Here is a 21,134-nt window from a genome sequence, read left to right on the forward strand (position 1 = left end):
CCGGTTTGAAACGCGCCTGGCGGCGGCGTCGGACGGCGCTTTCGCGGACGCGGCGTGTACGTCGTCGCCTGCTTGCGGCATGCAAAACCAGGCGCCGGAATAAAAACCGGCGCTCGATGAGCGCCGGCAAAAGACATCGGCCACAAAATGGCCTCGGTGAGCGATCCGCGTTAACCGTGCGCGCCGATCAGATTCACCACCTTGATATTGCGCGTGTCGGGCACCTCCGCATACGACAGCACTTTCAGCTGCGGCAGGCTGCGGCGCAGGAAGCGCGCGAGCATCGGCCGCAATGCATGCTGCACGAGCAGCACGGGCGCGAGCCCAAGGTTCTGCTGACGCGTCATCGCCTTCTGCGTTTCGTTCAGCAGCGTATGCGCAAGTCCCGGCTCGAGACCCGGATTGGAGCCGGTCGAGAGCGCCTGCGAGAGCACACGCTCGAGATTCGAATCGAGGCCCATTACCTGCATATCGCCGGCGCCCGGGAACCACTGTTGCGTGATCGCGCGACCCAGCGCGAGGCGTACGGCGGCAGTGAGATCGTGGGCGTCGGTGATCTTGGGCGTGTGTTCGGAGAGCGCTTCGAGGATCGTGCGCATGTCGCGGATCGGCACGCCTTCTTCCAGCAGATTTTGCAGCACCTTTTGCAACGTGGTGAGCGGCAGCGACTTCGGCACCAGATCGTCGACCAGCGACGGCGTGTCCTTCTGCATGCGCTCGAGCAGCGCCTGTACTTCCCGGCGGCCGAGCAGTTCCGACGCGTGCGTGACCACCAGATGATTCAGGTGCGTCGCCACCACCGTGCTCGAATCGACCACCGTGTAGCCATACACCTGCGCCTGTTCGCGCAGGTTCGTATCAATCCAGATAGCCGGCAAACCGAAGGCGGGATCTTGCGTCGGCGTGCCCGGCAGCGCGGCGGACACCTGGCCGGGATTGATCGCGAGCCATTGGCCCGGATACGCTTCGCCGACGCCCACTTCGACACCCTTGAGCGCGATGCGGTAGCCATTCGGCCGCAATTCCAGGTTGTCGCGAATATGAATGACCGGCGGCAAAAAGCCGATTTCCTGCGCGAACTTCTTGCGGATGCTCTTGATCCGCTTGAGCAGTTCGCCGTCCGAGTTCTTGTCGACGAGCGGAATCAGCCGGTAGCCGACTTCGAGGCCGAGCGTGTCGATCATCGTCACGTCGTCCCAGCTCGCTTCGGTGTTTTCGACCGGCGCCATTGCGGCCGGCGCGACATCGACGAGCGCCGTGGTGTTCTTGCGCTCCTCGGCGCGTTTTTTCATCGTGCGGCCGAGCTGGATCAGGCCGCCGCCGAGAATCAGAAACGCGAAGTGCGGCATGCCCGGAATCAGGCCCATCAGCACGAGAATGCAGCCGGTGATCATCAGCACGCGCGGATTAGTGAAGAGCTGTCCCGTGAGCTGGGTGCCGATGTCTTCGTTGGTCGCCACACGCGAGACGATCACGCCGGCCGCCGTCGAAATCACCAGCGACGGAATCTGCGCGACGAGACCGTCACCGATGGTGAGCAGCGTGTAGTTCTTGCCCGCCGCCGCGAAGCTCATGTCGTGCTGCACGATACCGACGATCAGTCCGCCAATGATGTTGATCACCATGATCAGCAAACCGGCGATCGCATCGCCGCGCACGAACTTGCTCGCGCCGTCCATCGAGCCGTAGAACTCGGCTTCCTGCGAGACTTCGGCGCGGCGCTTCCTGGCCTGTTCTTCGTTGATGAGGCCGGCGTTCAGGTCGGCGTCGATCGCCATCTGCTTGCCAGGCATCGCGTCGAGCGTGAAGCGCGCGGACACTTCCGCGATCCGCCCCGCGCCCTTGGTGATCACCATGAAGTTGATCACCATCAAAATGATAAAGACGACGATACCGACCGCGAAGTTGCCGCCCACGAGAAAGTGGCCGAACGACTCGATCACCTGGCCGGCCGCATCGGGACCGGTATGGCCTTCGAGCAGCACGACCCGGGTGGACGCCACGTTCAGCGAGAGGCGCAGCAAGGTCGAGAACAGCAGCACGCTCGGGAATGCGGCGAAATCGAGCGGCTTCATCGTGTACATGCTGACGAGCAGCACCATCACCGAAAGCGCGATGTTGAAGGTGAACAGCAGATCCAGCAGGAACGGCGGCAACGGCAAAATCATCATGCCGAGGATCATGCAGATCAGCACCGGCCCGGCGAGGGCGCGCAAATTGGTGCTGCTCAAGGCATCCGGCCGTCGGGCGAGGAAACCGGCGCGAGCGTTCATGCGGAGGCTCCTGAAGGGTCGTCGTTAGTAGCGTTGAGGGTCTCGGCGGCTTCCTGCTCGGCTTCGTCGTCCGATACGCCGCCCTTGTCGAGTTCCGCGGGCACGTCGAGTTCGGTCGGTGCGAGCGGCACGTCGCCGCCTTCGGTCTTGAAGCGCCGCAGCTGATAGACCCACGCGAGCACTTCGGCGACCGCGCCGTACAGCGGGCCCGGAATCTCGCGGTTGAGTTCGACGTTGTGATACAGCGCCCGCGCGAGCGGCGGCGCTTCCAGCAACGGCACGTTGTTTTCGGCGGCGATTTCGCGAATCCGCGCCGCCACGAGATTCACGCCCTTGGCGACCACCTTCGGCGCGCGCATCTCGCCGTCGGTGTATTGCAGCGCCACGGCGAAGTGCGTCGGGTTGGTCACCACCACGTCGGCCTTCGGCACGTTGGTCATCATGCGGCGGCGGGCAATCGCGCGCTGCTGCTGGCGAATCCGCCCTTTGACGTGCGGATCGCCTTCGCTTTCGCGATGTTCGCGCTTCACTTCTTCCTTCGTCATGCGCAGCTTTTTGTGGAATTGCCACAGTTGATACGGCACATCCATCGCGGCGACGACGAACATGCCCGCCACCGTCATGCCGCAGCACACGGCGATCAGATGCACGGTGTTGGCGAGCGCGAGATGCAGCGGCTGCATCGCCAGCGCGAGAATCTCTTCACGGCGATTCCAGATCGCCGTGCCGCCGATCACGCCGACCACCAGCGTCTTCGCGAGCGACATGCCGAGCTGGATCGGACCGTTGATCGAGAACATCTTGCCGAGGCCGGCAATCGGATTGAGGCGGTCGAATTTCGGCTCGAGGCCTTTCGCCGACAGTTGCCAGCCACCCAGCGCCATCGGTGCGAACAAGGCGGCGACGCCGGTGAAAGCGAGAATTGGCAGCAGCGCGTACAGCCCTTCGCGGCTTGCCACGCCCGCACCGATCATCATGCGGCGCGTTTCGAACGCGCCGGCGTGATCGAACGAAAAGGCCGCGCGCAGCATGCCCTGCAAATGTTCGCCGATGCTGCCGGACATTCCCCATACGCCGAAGAACCCCGCCGCCAGCAGGGCAAACGTGGACAGCTCCCGCGAACGCACGATCTGCCCTTCCTCGCGCGCCTTCTGCAGGCGCCGGGGAGTGGCTGATTCGGTTTTTTCGAGGTCGCTATCCTCTGCCACAAAAGCTCTCCAGTCGGCTGAGGCACGGCGCCTCTTTCCAGTGAGAGCGATTATTCCCGCTCGACGCAAGCACCGATCGGCGGATAAGCGCGGAGAAAGGGGGGTATTTCGAGGGATGGAGACGGCCGGAACGCCAGCCGGTCGGCCTTGCTGACGCGATGCGGCCGCGCGCGGCCGGACCGGACACGCGCGCGGTCTCGCGCGAGCGCCGGCCCGGTCTCAGGCTTCAGTACGACGCGTCAATCAAAACGCCACGAAAGGCGTTTGACCGCCATTCGCTGTCTGATCGATGCCGTAATACACATGGCGGCCGTAGAAGAACGGCAACCCGAGATCGAAGCTGCTGTTGCCGCCGATCTGCCCTGCGAGGTCATTGAACGCGTAGTTGCTGCCGTTGCTGAACAGCGTCGCCGCACTCAGGATGCCGATGCTGGCGTTCGACTGCGTATTGTTCAGTCCGACCAGCGTCAGCGTCCGTGTTTGCGCCGACGACGGGCAGTAAAAGCCCGCAAAGTTGCTGCCGCACTGCGCGAGCGAGCTATCGCCGAAGAAGTAGGCGTTCGAGCCCGAGTCGAGGAAGGCCTGCACCTTCGTGCCGTTGAACACGCTGTTGTCCATGTCACCGAAGGCGTCGGTGGTAAAAAGCTGGACCCCGGTAAGCGCATTGTTCGCCTGCGTGCCGACGCCGAACACCAACGTGCCGGTGGCCGATGGCGCGCCGGTATTCGACACCGGCGGCATTTGCACGATCACGCCGTTGTTGTCGACCGGGAAATACGGGACCGGATTGGCGACCTGCTGCGCGATCGGCACCGGCGTGCGGGCGCACGACACGCCGCCCGGACAGGCGAAGTAATTGCTGAAGTTGGCCGCCTGCGCCGGGTCCGAGCAGGTCGTGCCGCAATCGGTGGGCGCCGTGCCAATGCCGAGAATGCCGTTGGCGCCGAGATCGTCGACCTTGTTTTCGGCCGAACCGCTGCCGCAGCCGCGCGTGGGCACCGTGCTCGAATCCTTGTCGCCGATAATCTGCATCGGAATCGCCGCCGTGGTCGTCTCGCCACCGATCGCGATGGTGGCGGTGCGCACCGTGCCCCACGTGAAGCCGTCCGCGAAGGTCGCGCACTCGGCGAGCTGCGCGCCGCCGATGGTGATGGGCTGCAACGCACTGAGCAGCGAGGGGTTCACGACCGAACTGACCACGCGCAGCCCGTACGAACCGGTATCGACCTGGATATTGTCAATAGTCTGACAATTCGTAGTCGAACCGGGCGCGCATATTTTCACGCTGACCGCCGGGATGTTGATCACGCCGTTCACGCCCCGGCCGACGGTGATGGGCACGGTATTCGCCGCGGTCGCGGCGATCGGCTGCTGGGTCGGACTGGCCGGCAGCGAGCCGCCGTTCAGCGTGGTCGACGAATCGTTGTTGGAGCCGCCACCGCCGCCGCACGCGGCGAGCGCGGACACCAACGCCACGGCCACGACGGCCTGTATCCAGCCCTTGAGCTTCACAGCAATATGCTTGGTTCGCATGTCTCGTCCTCGCTATTACTGGATGTCCGAACCGCTGACGCCGGCGGGCAGCGCCGGAGGCAACCACGCCTGGCCATTGAACGAGCCCATGTGGCCGCCGGAGCGCACCACGAGGCCGCTCTGGTCGACCGCGACCGGGCCGCGGCTGCCGCCGCGCGCCGCGCGCACGGCCTTCACGCCGGCCACGTACTGCGGGAAATAGCTGCCGAGCAGATCGTTCAGATCCGGCATTTGCGGGCCGCGCCAGGCAATGCCGAACACGGAGCCGTCCGAGGCGAGATATTCGCGGACCACGGTGCCGTTGCCGAGCGCCGTCTCACGCACGGTGTAAGACGTGGAAGCGGTGGCGGAAGACCCAGCGTTGGATGCGGAGCGCATCACGCTCTGCGCCGCGTTGACGGCGCTGCTGCCGGGCTGAACGATACGTGACGAGACCAACGCGCCCGTAGGCGGTGTCATGGGGGCGCCGCCCAGTCCCGCATGAGCGGACTGCACGGCGATGAGCGAACAGGGCAAAGCAAGCGCCGTAACGATCCCGGCGCGGCGAACACGACTCCACATGACAAGGCTCCTCCCGAGCTGCCGCTCGGTTCGCACGCGGTGCAAACCGGCTGCATGTATGCAGATCATACGGCACCGCTGCGGTCGCACTGCGGAGGGTTTGTCCCCATCGTGCCACCGTCCGGCGCGTGTCTTCACCGGAGCGCCGTGCCGCTGCTTGAGTTCGTAGTATGCCTGTGGTTTGTGTCGGCAGACAGCAAGCACACGCGGGCGCGTGGCTTGCTATGTGTCATGCTGCGGCCCGGCGCCCGTGGTGGGTGGGGCGCGACGCGGCGTCGCGCCGGCAGGTCAGAAGCCGAGGCTGGCGAGCAGATCGTCGACTTGCGACTGGTCCTGCACCACGTCCGTTTTGCCCTCCGGATTGATTTGCGGACCGTTCAGCAGATGTTCGGGGCTGCCGGTCGGAGAGACTTCGGCCGCCAGCGCCGCCGCGTTCGCCGCGAACTGCTCGCGCCGTTCGAGCGCGATGTTCTCGACCAGCACGCCAAGCAACTGCTGCTCGATCAGATACACGACATCCGTGATCTTCTTGATGACCTGGCCGGTCAGATCCTGGAAGTCCTGCGCCAGCATGATCTCCATGAGCTGCGAGTTGGTCGCGCTGGTCGCGTCGGGCACGCCGCGCAGGAAGGTCCGCGTGTCGTTCATCAACGCGCGCACTTCCTCGCGTTCGATCGGCGCCGCGTACCACTGCTCCCAACGCGCGTCGAGTTCGCCCGCGTCTTTCTGCAGCTGCTCCTGGATCGGCTTGGCGATGTCGATAGCGGACAGGACGCGTTCGGCGGCCTGCTCCGTCATATCCGCGATGTACTTCAGGCGGTCGCGGGCATCGGGCACGGCTTCGGCCGCACGCTCGACATGTTTGTCGAGCCCGAGCTCGCGCATCGAGTCGCGCAGCGTGCGCGTCAGTTGTCCAATGCGGGCGAGGATGCGGTCGGACGCGAAGTCGCCGCTCTCGTTGGCCGCGTCGGCTCCTTGCGCGTTGGTCGGCAGATTCACATCAGCTCCCGGCTTTGGCCATCTTCTCGAGAATCTTGTTGAGCTTCTCGTCGAGCGTCGCGGCCGTGAACGGCTTGACGACATAACCGCTCGCGCCGGCCTGCGCCGCCGCGATGATGTTTTCCTTCTTCGATTCGGCCGTCACCATCAGCACCGGCAGGTGCGTGAGATTGGCGTCGGCGCGGATCTCCTTGAGCATGGCCAGACCGTCGAGGTTCGGCATGTTCCAGTCGGAAATCACGAACTCGTACGTACCGCCACGCAGACGCGCGAGGCCGGCCGCGCCGTCTTCCGCCTCGTCGACGTTCGAATAGCCGAGTTCCTTGAGGAGGTTGCGAACGATCCGGCGCATCGTCGGAAAGTCGTCAACAACCAGAATCTTCATTCCCTTATCCATTTCATTCCCTTTGCTTGATCCATGGTGCGGCGCCTGACCGCTCAACTCGCGCCTCAATCCAGCGCCTCAAATCCTACCGGCCCGCATCATACCCGCTGAACGCGGTCGCCCATTGCCGAGAGACGCGCCATCACACGTCGGCTCATTTCCGGCAACGCCGCGATCTCGTCCGCCGCGCCAAGCGCAATCGCTTCACGCGGCATGCCGAACACGATACAGCTCGCTTCGTCCTGCGCAAGGGTGTACGCCCCTGCCTTTTTCATGTCCAGCAGTCCGGCTGCGCCGTCGCGCCCCATCCCGGTCAGAATCACGCCGACCGCGTTCTTGCCCGCATGCTGCGCGGCCGAACGGAACAGCACGTCCACCGACGGACGATGCCGGTTCACCGGCGGCTCGTCCGACAGGTGAGCAATATAGTTCGCACCACTGCGGGCAAGCAACAGATGAGCGTGGCCGGGCGCAATGTAAGCATGTCCCGGCAGCACGCGTTCGCCGTGCTCTGCCTCTTTAACGGTAATCCGGCACAAACCATTGAGGCGTTGCGCAAAAGATTTTGTGAAGCCCGGCGGCATATGCTGCGCGATCAGCACTGCGGGCGCATCCGGCGGCAGCGGCACCAGCACTTCGCGGATCGCTTCCGTGCCGCCCGTCGACGCGCCGACGATGATCAGCTTCTCGGTACTGAGCAGCGGATTGTTGAAGAGCGGAGCCGCGCCGACCGGCGCCTGCGTCGCATGGGCAGCCGCGTGCTGCGCCGGCGCGGCCTGGCGCACACGTGCGCGCGCGGCGGCGCGAATCTTGTCGGCGAGCTTTTCCGAGTAATCGAGCATGCCGTCGCGAATGCCGACCTTCGGCTTGGTGACGAAATCGACCGCGCCGAGTTCGAGCGCGCGCAGCGTGATTTCATTGCCGCGCTCGGTCAGCGACGACACCATCACGACCGGCATCGGCCGCAGGCGCATCAGCTTCTCAAGGAAATCGAGACCATCCATGCGCGGCATTTCGACGTCGAGCGTCAACACGTCCGGATTGTGCTGTTTGATGAGATCGCGCGCGACCAGCGGGTCGGGTGCGGTCGCCACCACCGTCATGTCCGGCTGGCCGTTGATGATTTCCGTCATCAGGCTGCGGATCAGCGCCGAATCGTCGACGCACAGTACTTTGATCTTTTGCACAGCGCTCACGCCTCCTCTGTGGTTCTGGCGTTGTTTGAATTGATCGGGCGCGTTCCGAACAGTTCGATGCGTGGCTTTGCTGCGCCTGCGCCCGCACTGCCCGCCGCTGTTCCCGCCGGCGAGCCGAACAGCTCGACCTTCGGACGAGCGCCTGCGGAACTCGAAAACAGTTCGACCTTGGCTCTCGGCGCGGCCGGCGTCGAGAACAGTTCCACCCGCTTGCGCGCCGCGGCGAGCCGCTCGGCACGCGCTTCGGCGCTTTGCCGCATCAGCGCCTGTTCGCGCTCGGCCACGCCCGCTTCCTGCTGCAGGCGCAACTTCTTCACCATCACCTGGCCCGTGCGCGGCATGAACGCCACCTTGCGCGGATGCGAGCCCTGCAAGTCTTCGGCGACGATGCGGATTTTCTCCACCGCCAGATAGCGGCGCACGAACTCCGAATTGCGGTCGCCTATGTTCATCGTCGTCATGCCGGCGAGCACCGCGCCGCCGCCGAAAACCTTGGCTTCGAAACGCTCGCGCCGGCCGCCGGCCTTGATCAGTTCGTTGATCAGCACTTCCATTGCGTAGGCGCCGTAGCGCATCGAATCCGATGCGGCCTGCGCGACGTCCGCGCCGTCGTCGGGCAACATGAAGTGATTCATGCCGCCGATGCCCGCCGTGCGATCCTGGATGCAGGCCGCGACGCAGGAACCGAGCACGGTAACCAGCACCATGTCTTCGTGCGTGGTGTAGAACTCGTTCGGCAACAGCTTCACGCCGGGGCGTTGGAAGTGGTTGTCGAAGTACAGATTGGTGGCAATTGGCAAGGCGCTGCTCATACCGTCACCCCGCTCGCCGTGTGATGCGATGCCGTTGCCGGGCCGCGGGTCGCCGTCGGCGTGCGCGCGCCGGTCGCGTCACGCGTCAGTTCGTAGACGGTCTGGCCGCGCAGCTTGAATGCCTGCGTGACGTATGTGAAGTTTTCCGAGTGGCCGGCGAACAGCAGGCCGCCCGACTTCATCAGCGGCTCGAAGCGTGAGAGCACTTGCGCTTGCGTCGGCTTGTCGAAATAGATCATCACGTTGCGGCAGAAGATCGCGTCGAACTGCGAACGCAACTGGTAATCGCGGTCGGTGAGATTGAGTTGCTCGAAGCGCACCAGCGCGCGCACTTCCGGACGCACCTTGACCATGCCCGCGTGTGCGCCAGTGCCCTTCAGAAAGAAGCGCTTGAGCCGCTCGGGCGAGAGATGCTTCACCTGGTCGAACTGGTACATGCCGGCTTCGGCTTTGGCGAGCACTTGCGTATCGATATCGGTGGCAAGCACCGAGGCCTGACGCGCGCCGCTGTCGCCGAGCGCTTCGATCAGCGTCATCGCAATCGAATACGGCTCTTCACCGGTCGACGCCGCCGAACACCACACCGAAACCGGCTGCGCGCGGCGCGGCACGAAATCGGCGAGGATCGGAAAATGATGCGCCTCGCGAAAGAACGCCGTCAGGTTGGTGGTCAACGCATTCGTGAACGCTTCCCACTCGGCCGGATCGTTTTCCGCTTCGAGCAGGTCGAGATACTGCTTGAAGGTGTCGAGGCCGCGGGTGCGCAGACGCCGCGCCAGACGGCTGTACGCCATGTCGCGCTTGTGATCCGACAGCGAAATGCCCGCGCTGCGGTGAATCAGTTCGCGAATGCGAGCGAAGTCCGCCGACGTAAATTCGAAATCCCGTGCCTGTTCGCCGGATTTAACCGGGTCAGCCCGGTCCGGACGTTGCTGTGCGCGCGTTGCCATCATGAGAGTTCCTGCCTGCGATACGAGCCATCCCGCTTTCCGCCCGGAAAATCGCCCCGGGTAGAAGGGATTGTGTTCGCGGGGTCGCGCCCGCCCGCGAGTTCCGCCACCATGCAGTCGGCCCGCGACACGCCGATAAAGCGTGCTTCGATGATTCGCTCCTCATGGAGCGAGATGCCGAATGACTGCATGTCTTTGTGCCACTTCCTAGAATGTTTCCCAGTCCGCATCCGAGCCCGCCGTGGCCGCGCTCACTGCGGCCGGACGTGCTGCGGATTCGGATGCCGCGCGGGCGGTCTTCGGCTTGAGCGCCGGTTCGACACGCGCGGCGCCTGCGTCGTGGCTCGCCGAAGCCGATGCCGATGCCGTATTTGCCGCCGGCTGCGCTGCGCCGCCGTTCACGGATGCATGCGGCGCGGCTTTGGCCGCCGGCTTGCTCTTGCTGCTGGTCACGCGAGACGCCGTCGATTGCGAACGCGTTGCCGCCGCGCTGTTATGCACCGCGCCGCCGGCCACTTTCCAGCCATTCACGACGGCCTGCAACTGACGCGTCTGATCTTCGAGCGAGGCCGCCGCGGCCGCCGCCTGTTCGACCAGCGCGGCGTTCTGCTGCGTGACTTCGTCCATCTGCACGACCGCGCGATTCACCTGTTCGATGCCGCCCGACTGCTCTTCGGACGCCGCGCTGATCTCGCCCATGATGTCGGTCACGCGGCGCACGGCCTGCACGATCTCGTCCATCGTGGTGCCGGCGCGGCCGACCAGTGCCGAGCCGCTTTGCACCTTGTCGACCGAGTCGCCGATCAGTTCCTTGATTTCCTTCGCGGCGCTGGCGCTGCGCTGCGCGAGGCTGCGCACTTCGCCCGCCACCACCGCGAAGCCACGGCCCTGTTCGCCGGCGCGCGCGGCTTCGACCGCCGCGTTCAACGCGAGAATATTGGTCTGGAAAGCAATGCCTTCAATCACGCCGATGATGTCGACGACCTTGTTCGAACTGCTCGCGATGTCTTGCATGGTCGTGACGACCTGGCCCACCACGTCGCCGCCGCGCGTGGCGATGTCGGATGCGTTGACGGCCAGTTGGCTCGCCTGACGCGCGTTCTCGGCGTTCTGCCGCACGGTGCCGGTCAACTGCTCCATGCTCGACGCGGTTTCCTGCAGCGAGGCGGCCTGCTGTTCGGTACGCTGCGAGAGGTCGGTGTTGCCCATCGCGATTTCGCGTGCACCGGTGTCGATCGATTCCGTGCTGCTGTGAACCGCCTTCACCATCGTCGACATGCTCTCCTGCATGCGCTTGATGCCGGCGAACAGTCGCCCGATTTCATTGCGGCTGAAGACGTTGATCGTCTCTGACAGATCGCCCGCGGCGATGCGCTCGAAGCACGCCGTCGCGTCGGCGAGCGGCTGCACGATCAGGCCGCGCAGCGCGAAGCGGATACCCACCACGAGAAGCAGTGCGAGCGCGGTGACAGCGATGATCAGCGTCGTCATCAGCGAGATGTTCGATTGCGCGCTCGCTTGCTGATCCACGGCGCTCTGCTGCAAGCCCTTAATGACCGCCGCCGCCGCCCCGTCATAAGCGATGAACATCGGGCTGATTTTCGTATCGGCGATCGCGTGATAGGCGGCCATGTCGTTCGCATTCAACGCCGCGAACTCCGGGTCGACGCCTTCGCGCATCACGCTCATGCGCTTGGCAATAACATCGTCGAGCAGCGCCTGATCGACGCCAGGCTTCGGTGCGTCGAGATAACTCTGCCAGCTTTGGTTGCCCTTGGTCAGCAACTCCTGCGCGCGTTCGATCGCTTTCTTCGCTTCGTCCGCGTTGCCCGCGGCGGACAACGTGTTGAAGCGGTCCACCGCGAGGCGCGAGCGCAGCAGGTACGCCGAGGCATCGTCGAGCGCGTGAATGGCGACCAGATCGCCGCGCGCAATGCGGTCGAGCGATTGACTCGCGCGATTCAGCGCGCTCAGTCCAAGTACGCCGACCACCACGGTCAGCGCGACCAGAATGATCCCCACTATCGTCAACGACGTGCGAATCGACCACCTGCTCAGCATTTCGATGCTCCCTATCCCAATCGTTTCGTGAAGGCTGCCGCCGTCAGGCGCCGAGCGTTTCGATCAGCGCCATCTCGCGGCTGGTCATGAGCTTCTCGATGTCCATCAGGATCAGCATGCGGCCGTCGACGGTGCCCAGACCCGTGAGGTACTCGGTCGTCAGCGTGGCCCCGAATTCCGGCGCCGGCATGATCTGGTCGGTGGCGAGCGTCAGCACGTCCGACACGCCGTCCACCACCATCCCGACCACGCGATGCGCGACGTTCAGGATGATCACCACCGTCTGGTGGTCGTACTCGACACGGCCCAGATGGAACTTGATACGCATGTCGACGATCGGCACGATGATGCCGCGCAGATTGATCACGCCCTTGATGAACTCGGGCGCATTGGCGATCCGCGTCACGTTGTCGTAGCCGCGAATTTCCTGCACCTTGAGAATGTCGATGCCGTACTCTTCGGCGCCGAGCGTAAAGACGAGGAATTCCTGACCGCCGGCGTCTGCCTGCTGCGCGTCGCGGCGGCTATTCGCACCGGTCGCGTTCGCGACGCTCGAATTGATGGATTGGACTTCTGCCACGTTAGCCCCCAAACGGTTGGGATGAAATGAGTTGAGTAAGTGTTACTGTTGCGGCGAATGTGACGGACATCATGCGAGGCTCAGCGCGCCATGCGCGTGGCGTGTTTCGCGGTTCAGCGCGGCGACGTCCACGATCAGCGCGACGCTGCCGTCGCCGAGAATGGTCGCGGCGGAAATGCCGTGCACCTTGCGGTAGTTCGTTTCCAGATTCTTCACCACCACCTGCTGCTGGCCCACCAGCTCGTCGATCAGCATCGCAAAGCGGCGCCCCTCGGTTTGCATGATGGTGACGATGCCTTGGGTCGGTTCCTGCTTCGCCCCTTCGACGTTGAACACTTCGTGCAACGCCACGAGCGGCAGGTATTCACCGCGCACCCGCACCACGCGCTCGCCGTTGGCGACCGTGTAGATGTCTTCGGCTTGCGGCTGCAGCGACTCCATCACGAAGTTCAGCGGCAGAATGAATATCTCATTGCCGACCTTGACCGACATGCCGTCGAGAATCGCCAGCGTGAGCGGCAACACGATGCGCGTGGTGCTGCCCTTGCCGGCGTGCGAGGTGATTTCCACGTGACCACCCATCGACTGGATGTTCCGCTTCACCACGTCCATGCCGACGCCGCGGCCCGACACGTCGGTGACCTGCTCCGCCGTCGAAAAGCCCGGCAGGAAGATCAGGTTCCAGACTTCTTCGTCGCTCATGGTCTCGCTGACCTGCATGCCCTGCTTGGCCGCCTTCGCGAGAATCTTGTCGCGGCGCAGGCCCGCGCCGTCGTCGCTCACTTCAATGACGATGTTGCCGCCGTGATGCGCGGCCGACAGCACCAGCTGACCGGTCGAGTCCTTGCCCGCCGCGCGCCGCGCTTCCACGGTTTCGATGCCGTGGTCGAGGCTGTTGCGCACGAGGTGAGTCAACGGATCGATGATCCGTTCGATGAGGCTCTTGTCGAGTTCGGTCGCTTGACCGAAGGTGACGAGTTCCACTTCCTTGCCGAGTTTCGCCGCCAGATCGCGCACCAGGCGCGGGAAGCGGCTGAACACATAATCCATCGGCATCATGCGGATCGACATCACCGCTTCCTGCAGATCGCGCGCGTTGCGCTCGAGCTGCGCCATGCCGTTGAAGAGGCGATCGTGCAGCGCCGGGTCGAACGTGCTGGTGGTTTCCGCGAGCATGGCTTGCGTGATCACCAGTTCGCCAACCAGGTTGATCAGCTGATCGACCTTTTCGACGCCGACGCGAATCGAACTGCCTTCCGCACCGCCCGCCGCCGCAGCCGGACGTGCCGCCTTGCGGTCCTGCTCGGCGGGTGCGGCTGCGCTTGCCTGCGCTGGCGCCGGTGCGCTCGTGGCCGCCGCGGGTTGAGCCGCGGCCGGCGCCTGCGCGGCCGGTGTGTCGAACAGGCCGTGCGTGGCCGTAGATGCGGGTGCAGCGGTGCCGGCCTCCGATGCCGGCGATGCTGCGTGGTCCGCCTGAGTCACCTGTACTGCTTGCGCCGGGGACGAGTCGGCGGCGTCGGGCGTTCCAGGTTCGCCTTGCTGCGTATCGTCCGCCGGTGCGGTGCCGCGGCCGATCACGATCTGACTTTCGTCGATCACGAAACAGCACACGGCGATGATGTCGTCGGAGGTCACATCGGTCGCGAGCCACAGCGTCAGATCGCCGCCGCTCTTGACCTGCCCGACGATGTTGCCCAGGTTGCCGAGCTCTTCGGCCAGCAGTTCCTGGTCCTTCTCACCAACGCCCCGTAGCGTAATTTTCAGATGGGGGCCGGTTTCTTCGCCGGCTCCCGCGGCTTGCCCGGTCTGTGCCGGTTCGCCGTCAGTCCATTCACCCGCCGCCTGCACCGCCTGTTCGACGACGTGCTCCGGCGGGGTACCGCCCTGTACTGCCTCTGCTGCCTGCACTGCCTGGGTTGCAACCGGTGCCGCGCTCGCCGCGGCGGGTGCTGCCGCCGCAGCCGGTGCCGCGCCGTCGCGGCTTTCCGCGTTCAGGCGTTCGAGCTTCGCGCAAATCGCCTTCGCCGTGGCCGCGTCCGGTTCGGCGCTCGCGCGGTAGTCGGCGAGCTGGCCGGACAACACGTCCTTGGTTTCGAGGAACGTGTCGATCATGTCCTTGCGCAGCACGAGTTCGTTATTGCGCGCGCGGTCGAGCAGCGATTCGAGAATGTGCGTCGTTTCCGTCAGCGCGGTAAAGCCGAACGTCGCCGCGCCGCCCTTGATCGAATGCGCCGCGCGGAAAATTGCCGCGAGGTCTTCGGGGTCCGGGTGAGCGATATCCAGATTGAGCAGCAACTGCTCCATCTGCGCGAGCAGTTCGTCCGCTTCGTCGAAGAACGTCTGATAGAACTGAGTGATGTCGAGTGTCATGCCTGGGTCACCGCGAGAGTTCCTGTCTTGGCTTGGGCTGCCGTGCCGCCGCGTCGAGAGCTTCTTTAACTGGGTCTATGTGGCGCTTACGCGTGGTCTGGCTCGGCTAGCGCCGCCACCAGTTCGGTCAGCATGTCCGGGTCGAGCGGCTTTTCGATCCAGCCGGTCGCGCCCGCGGCTCGCGCCGCTTCCTTGAACGGCTCGCCCGATTCCGTCGTAAGGACGAGGATGGGCGTGGCCTGGTAAGCCGGGTTGTTGCGCAGCGCGGCGATCAGATCGAGGCCGGTCTTGCCCGGCATGTACTGGTCGGTCAGCACGAGGTCGAACGACATGGCGAGCGCGTTTTCGAGCCCTTCGTTGCCGTCCGCCGCGAGCGTCACCTCGTAGCCGGCCGTCGTCAGCGTGGCGGCGAGAATCTGCCGCATCGATGCCGAATCGTCGATTGCCAGGATGTGCCTGATCATGAAAACCTCGCTGCACTTGTTGCTATTGGACCGCCCCGCTGTCCGCGCCAGCGGGCGCGTCGAGCAGCAGGGCAATCGCTGTCTGTTACTGGGCCGACGACACTGCCGCCGGCAACTTCGGGGCAACCGTCACCGGCTGCGCAAGCTTTTGCAGCAACGGCTTGGAGCCGGCTGCGTCGTCCGACAAGGTGGTCGTGGTGGAGTCGTCATGATTCAGCGCCTCCTCCGACTTCCTGTTCAGCACGATGATGCTGATGCGGCGGTTCTCCGGATCCATCGGGTCCGCCTTGTTCAGGTTCTGCGTCGACGCGAGGCCGAGTACGCGCATCACCTTCGCTTCGTCCATGCCGCCGCCGATCAGCTCGCGGCGCGACGCGTTGGCGCGGTCCGCGGACAGTTCCCAGTTGCTGTAGCCCTTCTCGCCGCCGGCGTACTGCGCGGCGTCGGTGTGGCCCTGCACGATGATGCGGTTCGGCACGTCGTTCAGCGTATGGCCGATTTCGCGCAGGATGTCGCGCATATACGGCTCGACCTGGTCTTTCGCGGTCGCGAACATGGGCCGCTTCTGCGAGTCGACGATCTCGATGCGCAAGCCGGTCAGCGTCGAGTCGATGCGGATCTGCTGCTTGAACTGGCGCAGCACCGGGTTCGCTTCGATCGCGGCCATCAGCTTGACCTGCAGATCGTGCAGGCGAACCTGCTCGCGGCGCTCCAGCTCGCCTTGCAACTGCTTGATCGAGTCTTCGCTGCCGTGCGCGGCGCTGTGCTCGGCGCGGTTGTTCGAACCTTCGCTTGAGCGCGTCACGCCTTGCGCGTCGGTCGAGATATCGCGGCCGCCGCCTTTCAGAATGCTCGAGTCCTCGGCGCTGCGATCGCCGCCCCACAGCGTGATCTTCAGCGGCTGGTTGAAGTAGTCGGCAATGCCCTTCAACTGCACCGTGGACGCCGAACTCAGCAACCACATCAGCAGGAAGAACGCCATCATCGCGGTCATGAAGTCCGCATATGCGAGCTTCCACGCGCCGCCGTGGTGGCCGGCTTTCTTCGGCGCGGCGCGCTTGACGACAATGGCGCGGTCTTTGTCCTTGCTCATCGGTTCGGTTCCCGGCGCCCTTTATTTGGCCTTGACGCGGCGCACGTGCTCTTCCAGCTCGGCGAACGACGGGCGTTCAGTCGAGAAGAGCACCTTGCGGCCGAACTCGACGGCGATCGCCGGCGCGTAACCGTTCAGGCTGGCCAGAATCGTCACCTTGATGCACTGGAACATCTTGGTCGACTCGGTCACGCGCTGTTCGGCGACGCTCGCGAGCGGCCCGATCAGCCCGTACGAAAGCAGAATCCCGAGAAAGGTGCCGACCAGCGCCTGCGCGATCATCTCGCCGAGCACCGCGGGCGGCTTGTCGGCGGAGGCCATGGTGTGCACCACGCCCATCACCGCGGCCACGATACCGAACGCCGGCATGGCGTCGCCGACCTTGTTCAGCGCGTGAGCGGGCGCTTCGCCTTCCTGGTGATGCGTCTCGATCTCCTCGTCCATCAAGCTTTCGATCTCGAACGCGTTCATGTTGCCGCCCACCATCAAGCGCAGGTAGTCGGTCAGGAATTCGATGATGTGATGGTCCGCGAGAATCTTGGGGTACTGGGTGAAGATCGGACTCTTCGACGGATCGTCGATATCCGCTTCCAGCGTCAGCGTGCCTTCCTTGCGCGCCTTGGCCAGCAGGACGTAGAGGAGCGCCATCAACTCCATATAGACGTCCTTGTTGTACTTCGCACCCTTGAACAGGGTTGGAATGACGCGCAGCGTGGCCTTGATCGTCTTCATTCCGTTACCCAGAATGAATGCGCCTACCCCGGCGCCGACGATCATCAGCACTTCAACGGGCTGCAGCAGCGCGCCGAGATGACCGCCTTCCAGCGCGTAACCGCCGAAAACGGACAAAAGCGTCACGAGTGTTCCCACGAAAATCAGCACTGCCGAGCCCTCACAAAGAAGCGACGGTGACCGTCGTTAATCTGGTTTACGGCAACGAAGCGGAAAACTTTGGTGGAAAAGCGGCTCGTCGCTCCGGTGTAAACCAGAGGCGGATGCAGCAGTCCGGCGCTGCGGCGGGACCGGCCGTGGCGCGGGCCGGCTGAGAGCCCCGCCGCATGGGCGATGGACGGCGCGCCGCGCGGCGGCGGTCGCCTTGCAGGTCAGGCTTCGAGCGCGGCGAGGCTCTCGCGGGCCCGGGCGTCGGCGAATTTCTTTGTCTTACCGGCGCGCGAAGGCGGCTGGCACAGGCCGCAGACGAATGCGTGCTGCGGATCGTGCGCGTGCGCGACAAAATGTCCCCCGCAGCGGCAGCAGGCGGTCATTTGCAGCATTCGGGAGTCGAAAAAGCGCACCAGCGTCCAGGCGCGCGTGAGACTGAGCACGGGCTCGTCGTCGTGCAGCTGGACGTGTTCGAGGTACAGCCGGTAGCTCTTCACGATCGACTGGATCGTCGGGCAGCCGCCGTGACCGGCCATGAAGCGGTAGATGTTGTAGAACAGCGAGGAGTGAAAGTTCGGCTGCCAAGTCATGAACCAGTCGGTCGAAAACGGCAACATGCCCTTGGGCGGTGACACCCCTTTCAGCTCTTTATATAGCTTGATGAGCCGGTCGCGCGACAGACTGGTTTCCGCTTCCAGCAATTGCAAACGCGCGCCAAGCTCGATCAGTTGGATCGCCAGGGTGATTTCCCTGACTTCGAGCACAACACTCTTATAGGCCATCCGTGTGCGTTTCCCCCGTCCTGATCGCTTTAGTTGAATTACAACGTGCCATCAGCCGAGGTGCTCGACTGGCTGGCTTGCCATCAGGATCGCGGAATGCGCCTGGGCCACGGCGCTGGATTTGCCTTTGTCCGCCAGAGCGGACAGTACGGCATGGTCGTCGAAACGGAAACGGCACAACACCTGATTGGACGCCGCCAGCTTGACGGTCTGCGCCAACGACAGATTGGCGAGCACATCGGCTAACTGGTCCGAAATCCCCATGCGAAACATGCCCATCGGCTTGTCTTCGCGCAGCAGTCGCTGGGCGAGCAGGAGATAAGACAGGTTGACTTCTCTGATCTCATTGAGCATATCGCTTGTCGCGCTCATGATTCCCCCGGGGTGTATCTGGCTGGTCAGGCCGTTACGGAAACGTTTGCTCGGACGCGCGCACTTAATCCGCGCGAATCGGCTCGTTTCTGGTCTTGCGAGCATTGTGTCGAAAGGGGGAGCGGACGAAAATCGGACAGACACCCAGCCTTGTTGACGGATTAATCCGTCATTCGTGTAGGAATTTTTCCTACAAAGGCGAGTCGGAGAGCGGGTTTGCGGAGAGCGAAGATGCGCAATCTGGAATTTTCCAATGCGCCTTGGAACACGCTGCTTTTACTGATGTGAACCAGACGGTGAGTCTGAGCGACTCATGGCCCGCACCGTAACAGCGGTGAGCCCGAATTATAAGACGTTTTCACTTCTCTGCAATGTGCCCCGTGTAGGCGTTGCGCTCCATGTTTCGGGCCCGCGCCTTGCTGAGGGCTTCTCAGCGTTCGAATAATCATCCGGCGGCTTTCCTCCTTGACCGAGATCAGCGTCCTGACGACCTGTAACGCACCATGTTTCGCGCTGTAACAACATTAAGCGTTTGAAAAATAACTCGAATTAGCCCGGCCGATCCCGATAATGAAGCTAAGGGATTACCCGATGCAGGTTCGGAACACCCCCGGGCGGCGGCTTACCGCGCCCAACCGTCCGTCAGGCATTCGCTCCTCGCTCTACTCGAGCGCCGCTGTGCGATGCCGTTCTGATTAGGAGAAAACGCATGCGAATCGCACAAATTGCGCCGTTGTATGAAGCTGTTCCGCCGAAACTTTACGGTGGCACCGAACGCGTCGTGTCGTATCTGACCGAAGCCCTGGTCGACCTCGGCCACGACGTCACGCTGTTTGCAAGCGGCGACTCGGTCACCTCCGCGAACCTCGACGCCTGCTGGCCTCGTGCGCTGCGCCTTGATCCGACGATCCGCGATGCGCTGGCTCCGCACGTCCTGATGATGGAAAAGGTCCGCAGGGTTGCGCACGAGTTCGACGTGCTGCACTTCCACCTCGACTACATGCCGTTCCCGCTCTTCACGGCAATGGACACGCCGTTCGTGACGACGCTGCACGGCCGCCTCGACTTGCCGGAACTGCAACCGGTGTTCGATGCGTTCTCCAACGTGCCGGTCGTCTCGATTTCCGATTCGCAGCGTGCACCGCTGCCGCAAGCGAACTGGCTCAACACGATTTACCACGGTCTGCCGGAGCAGCTGCTCACGCCGCAAACCCACAAGAAGCCGGAGTATCTGGCGTTCCTCGGCCGCATTTGTCCGGAGAAGCGCGTCGATACGGCTATCAAGATCGCTGCGCAAAGCGGTCTGCCGCTGAAGATCGCCGCCAAGGTGGACAAGGCCGACCAGGAATATTTCAAGCGCGAAATCGAGCCGCTGCTGTCGCTGGCGCATGTGGAATTCGTCGGCGAGATCAATGAAGCACAGAAGCCCGAATTCCTGTCGGGCGCCAAGGCACTGCTGTTCCCGATCGACTGGTCGGAGCCGTTCGGCCTCGTGATGATCGAGTCGATGGCGTGCGGCACACCGGTGATCGCGTTCAACCGCGGGTCGGTGCCGGAAGTGATCGACCATGGCGTGACAGGTTACATCGTCGAGGACGTGCAAGGCGCGGTCGCGGCGCTGCAACGCCTGGACGAATTGTCGCGCACCGAAATCCGCGCTCAGTTCGAACGCCGTTTCAGCTCGAAAACGATGGCCCAGAATTACGTGGATGGCTATTCGGCATTGATCGAAGCCACGCGCCGCCCGGTGTTGCGCCAGGTCGCGGTGGGCTAAACGCGGATTCAAGCGGTCGGGCAGTTCTCGCTCTGCCGCTTGAGTATCGAAACTCGCCGCTTATCGTGCTTACGGCGTTTCCGATTTGCAGATCAATAGTGAGTCAATTTGTCGTGTGAATCGTTTGCGCGAGCGGCAAATCCAAGTTAACCCGCTTCTTTGTCCAGAAAAGCCGCCCCTCAAGGGCGGCTTTTTTAATACGGGTATGGATGCGCTTCCATCGCGGATTAGCACTCAGCAAATAAAGACCGAGTACCAATAATCCTTCAGTTGGCTTTCGCCTTGACCGGCAATCGGCTCAAGCCGCGCCAATCAAAAACCGTTCGCGATTCTTACCGACGATCCACTTGGGCGGTTTGCCGCGCCCGCTCCACGTATTGCCCGACTTCGGATCCTGGTACTTTGCCGGTAGCGGCGCCTTCTTGGGCGGGCGGCCACGCTTGGCGGCGACCGCAAAGCCGAGGTCTTGAGCCGTCAGACCGTATTCAGCGATCTTTTGGCGGATGTCGGCGACCACATTGTCGATTTCAGTACGCCGCGCTTCTTCCGCTTGTGCCTGCAATTTGGCGATCTGCGCTTTGAGGTCTGCATATTGAGACATTCCGGTTCTCCCCTTTTCTAGAACTCATTGGCTCGCAGACTAACTGCAATTATAAAAATTCGCAATGGACAAGAATACCGATTTAGCAAGATATCCTCTGATAATTATTAACATGGCGAATTGTAAAACGGTATCTTTATCTCGCAATAAAAAGGTAAAGGCGACACCACATTGACAATTCTTGACACATGATTTGGCGGCCTTTCCCTAGAATTGCGCGTTCACGGCATGCAGACGG

The 21,134-nt window shown here is 63.4% G+C and carries 20 protein-coding genes; 1 reads left to right on the forward strand and 19 read right to left on the reverse strand.

What is annotated here, in order from left to right; translation table 11 throughout:
- Positions 1 to 170: 170 nt before the first annotated feature.
- The 18 genes from flhA to flhD all read right to left on the reverse strand — a co-directional run bounded on the left by flhA (position 171) and on the right by flhD (position 18,521).
- On the reverse strand, positions 171 to 2,273 hold the full coding sequence (gene flhA / locus BPHYT_RS18940; RefSeq protein WP_012434717.1) for a flagellar biosynthesis protein FlhA: 2,103 nt from the start codon (positions 2,271 to 2,273) through the stop codon (positions 171 to 173).
- Entirely contained in the window at positions 2,270 to 3,481 is a 1,212-nt protein-coding gene (gene flhB, locus BPHYT_RS18945; protein WP_012434718.1) for a flagellar biosynthesis protein FlhB, read from the reverse strand. The genes flhA and flhB overlap by 4 nt, the downstream gene beginning before the upstream one ends.
- A gap of 243 nt (positions 3,482 to 3,724) precedes the next feature.
- The gene (locus BPHYT_RS18950; RefSeq protein ID WP_012434719.1) at positions 3,725 to 5,014 is read right to left on the reverse strand and encodes a DUF3443 domain-containing protein; all 1,290 of its coding nucleotides are present in this window, start codon (positions 5,012 to 5,014) and stop codon (positions 3,725 to 3,727) included.
- Positions 5,015 to 5,029: 15 nt separating this feature from the next.
- Entirely contained in the window at positions 5,030 to 5,575 is a 546-nt protein-coding gene (locus tag BPHYT_RS18955; protein ID WP_012434720.1) for a DUF2844 domain-containing protein, read from the reverse strand.
- 288 nt (positions 5,576 to 5,863) lie between these two features.
- A complete protein-coding gene (gene cheZ, locus BPHYT_RS18960; RefSeq protein ID WP_012434721.1) occupies positions 5,864 to 6,574 on the reverse strand; it encodes a protein phosphatase CheZ in 711 nt (236 codons plus the stop codon).
- 1 nt (position 6,575) lies between these two features.
- Positions 6,576 to 6,971: a chemotaxis response regulator CheY gene (gene cheY, locus BPHYT_RS18965; RefSeq protein ID WP_012434722.1), complete on the reverse strand. Its 396-nt coding sequence runs from the start codon at positions 6,969 to 6,971 to the stop codon at positions 6,576 to 6,578.
- Between the two features lie 86 nt (positions 6,972 to 7,057).
- Entirely contained in the window at positions 7,058 to 8,146 is a 1,089-nt protein-coding gene (locus BPHYT_RS18970) for a protein-glutamate methylesterase/protein-glutamine glutaminase (protein ID WP_012434723.1), read from the reverse strand.
- A 5-nt stretch (positions 8,147 to 8,151) separates the two neighbouring features.
- Positions 8,152 to 8,967, reverse strand: a complete 816-nt coding sequence (cheD, locus tag BPHYT_RS18975; RefSeq protein WP_012434724.1) for a chemoreceptor glutamine deamidase CheD — start codon at positions 8,965 to 8,967, stop codon at positions 8,152 to 8,154.
- Positions 8,964 to 9,920, reverse strand: coding sequence for a CheR family methyltransferase (locus BPHYT_RS18980; protein ID WP_012434725.1), 957 nt, complete (start codon positions 9,918 to 9,920; stop codon positions 8,964 to 8,966). The genes cheD and BPHYT_RS18980 overlap by 4 nt, the downstream gene beginning before the upstream one ends.
- Positions 9,917 to 10,108 carry a hypothetical protein gene (locus BPHYT_RS18985; RefSeq protein ID WP_012434726.1) on the reverse strand — a complete coding sequence of 64 codons (192 nt, stop codon included), beginning with the start codon at positions 10,106 to 10,108 and terminating at the stop codon, positions 9,917 to 9,919. Before BPHYT_RS18985 ends, BPHYT_RS18980 begins: the two co-directional genes overlap by 4 nt.
- Before the next feature lie 16 nt (positions 10,109 to 10,124).
- On the reverse strand, positions 10,125 to 11,978 hold the full coding sequence (locus BPHYT_RS18990; protein ID WP_012434727.1) for a methyl-accepting chemotaxis protein: 1,854 nt from the start codon (positions 11,976 to 11,978) through the stop codon (positions 10,125 to 10,127).
- A gap of 43 nt (positions 11,979 to 12,021) precedes the next feature.
- Positions 12,022 to 12,558 (reverse strand): chemotaxis protein CheW, encoded by a 537-nt coding sequence (gene cheW / locus BPHYT_RS18995; RefSeq protein WP_012434728.1) that lies wholly within the window; start codon positions 12,556 to 12,558, stop codon positions 12,022 to 12,024.
- A 69-nt stretch (positions 12,559 to 12,627) separates the two neighbouring features.
- Positions 12,628 to 14,928: a chemotaxis protein CheA gene (cheA, locus tag BPHYT_RS19000; RefSeq protein WP_012434729.1), complete on the reverse strand. Its 2,301-nt coding sequence runs from the start codon at positions 14,926 to 14,928 to the stop codon at positions 12,628 to 12,630.
- An 86-nt stretch (positions 14,929 to 15,014) separates the two neighbouring features.
- Positions 15,015 to 15,392 carry a response regulator gene (locus BPHYT_RS19005; protein WP_007179975.1) on the reverse strand — a complete coding sequence of 126 codons (378 nt, stop codon included), beginning with the start codon at positions 15,390 to 15,392 and terminating at the stop codon, positions 15,015 to 15,017.
- Between the two features lie 85 nt (positions 15,393 to 15,477).
- A complete protein-coding gene (gene motB, locus BPHYT_RS19010) occupies positions 15,478 to 16,485 on the reverse strand; it encodes a flagellar motor protein MotB (protein WP_012434730.1) in 1,008 nt (335 codons plus the stop codon).
- A gap of 21 nt (positions 16,486 to 16,506) precedes the next feature.
- Positions 16,507 to 17,367: a flagellar motor stator protein MotA gene (gene motA / locus BPHYT_RS19015; RefSeq protein ID WP_006050895.1), complete on the reverse strand. Its 861-nt coding sequence runs from the start codon at positions 17,365 to 17,367 to the stop codon at positions 16,507 to 16,509.
- Positions 17,368 to 17,588: 221 nt separating this feature from the next.
- A complete protein-coding gene (flhC, locus tag BPHYT_RS19020) occupies positions 17,589 to 18,149 on the reverse strand; it encodes a flagellar transcriptional regulator FlhC (protein ID WP_012434731.1) in 561 nt (186 codons plus the stop codon).
- A gap of 51 nt (positions 18,150 to 18,200) precedes the next feature.
- Positions 18,201 to 18,521: a flagellar transcriptional regulator FlhD gene (gene flhD, locus BPHYT_RS19025; RefSeq protein ID WP_012434732.1), complete on the reverse strand. Its 321-nt coding sequence runs from the start codon at positions 18,519 to 18,521 to the stop codon at positions 18,201 to 18,203.
- Between the two features lie 709 nt (positions 18,522 to 19,230).
- Between flhD and BPHYT_RS19030 the strand changes: the two genes are divergently transcribed.
- Positions 19,231 to 20,295, forward strand: a complete 1,065-nt coding sequence (locus BPHYT_RS19030; protein WP_012434733.1) for a glycosyltransferase family 4 protein — start codon at positions 19,231 to 19,233, stop codon at positions 20,293 to 20,295.
- A 298-nt stretch (positions 20,296 to 20,593) separates the two neighbouring features.
- Here the strand turns inward: BPHYT_RS19030 and BPHYT_RS19035 are convergent, their stop codons facing one another.
- Complete coding sequence (locus tag BPHYT_RS19035) at positions 20,594 to 20,896, reverse strand: H-NS histone family protein (protein ID WP_007179981.1); 303 nt, start codon at positions 20,894 to 20,896, stop codon at positions 20,594 to 20,596.
- Positions 20,897 to 21,134 lie beyond the last annotated feature (238 nt).

The organism is Paraburkholderia phytofirmans PsJN (assembly GCF_000020125.1).
Taxonomy (GTDB): Bacteria; Pseudomonadota; Gammaproteobacteria; order Burkholderiales; family Burkholderiaceae; genus Paraburkholderia; species Paraburkholderia phytofirmans.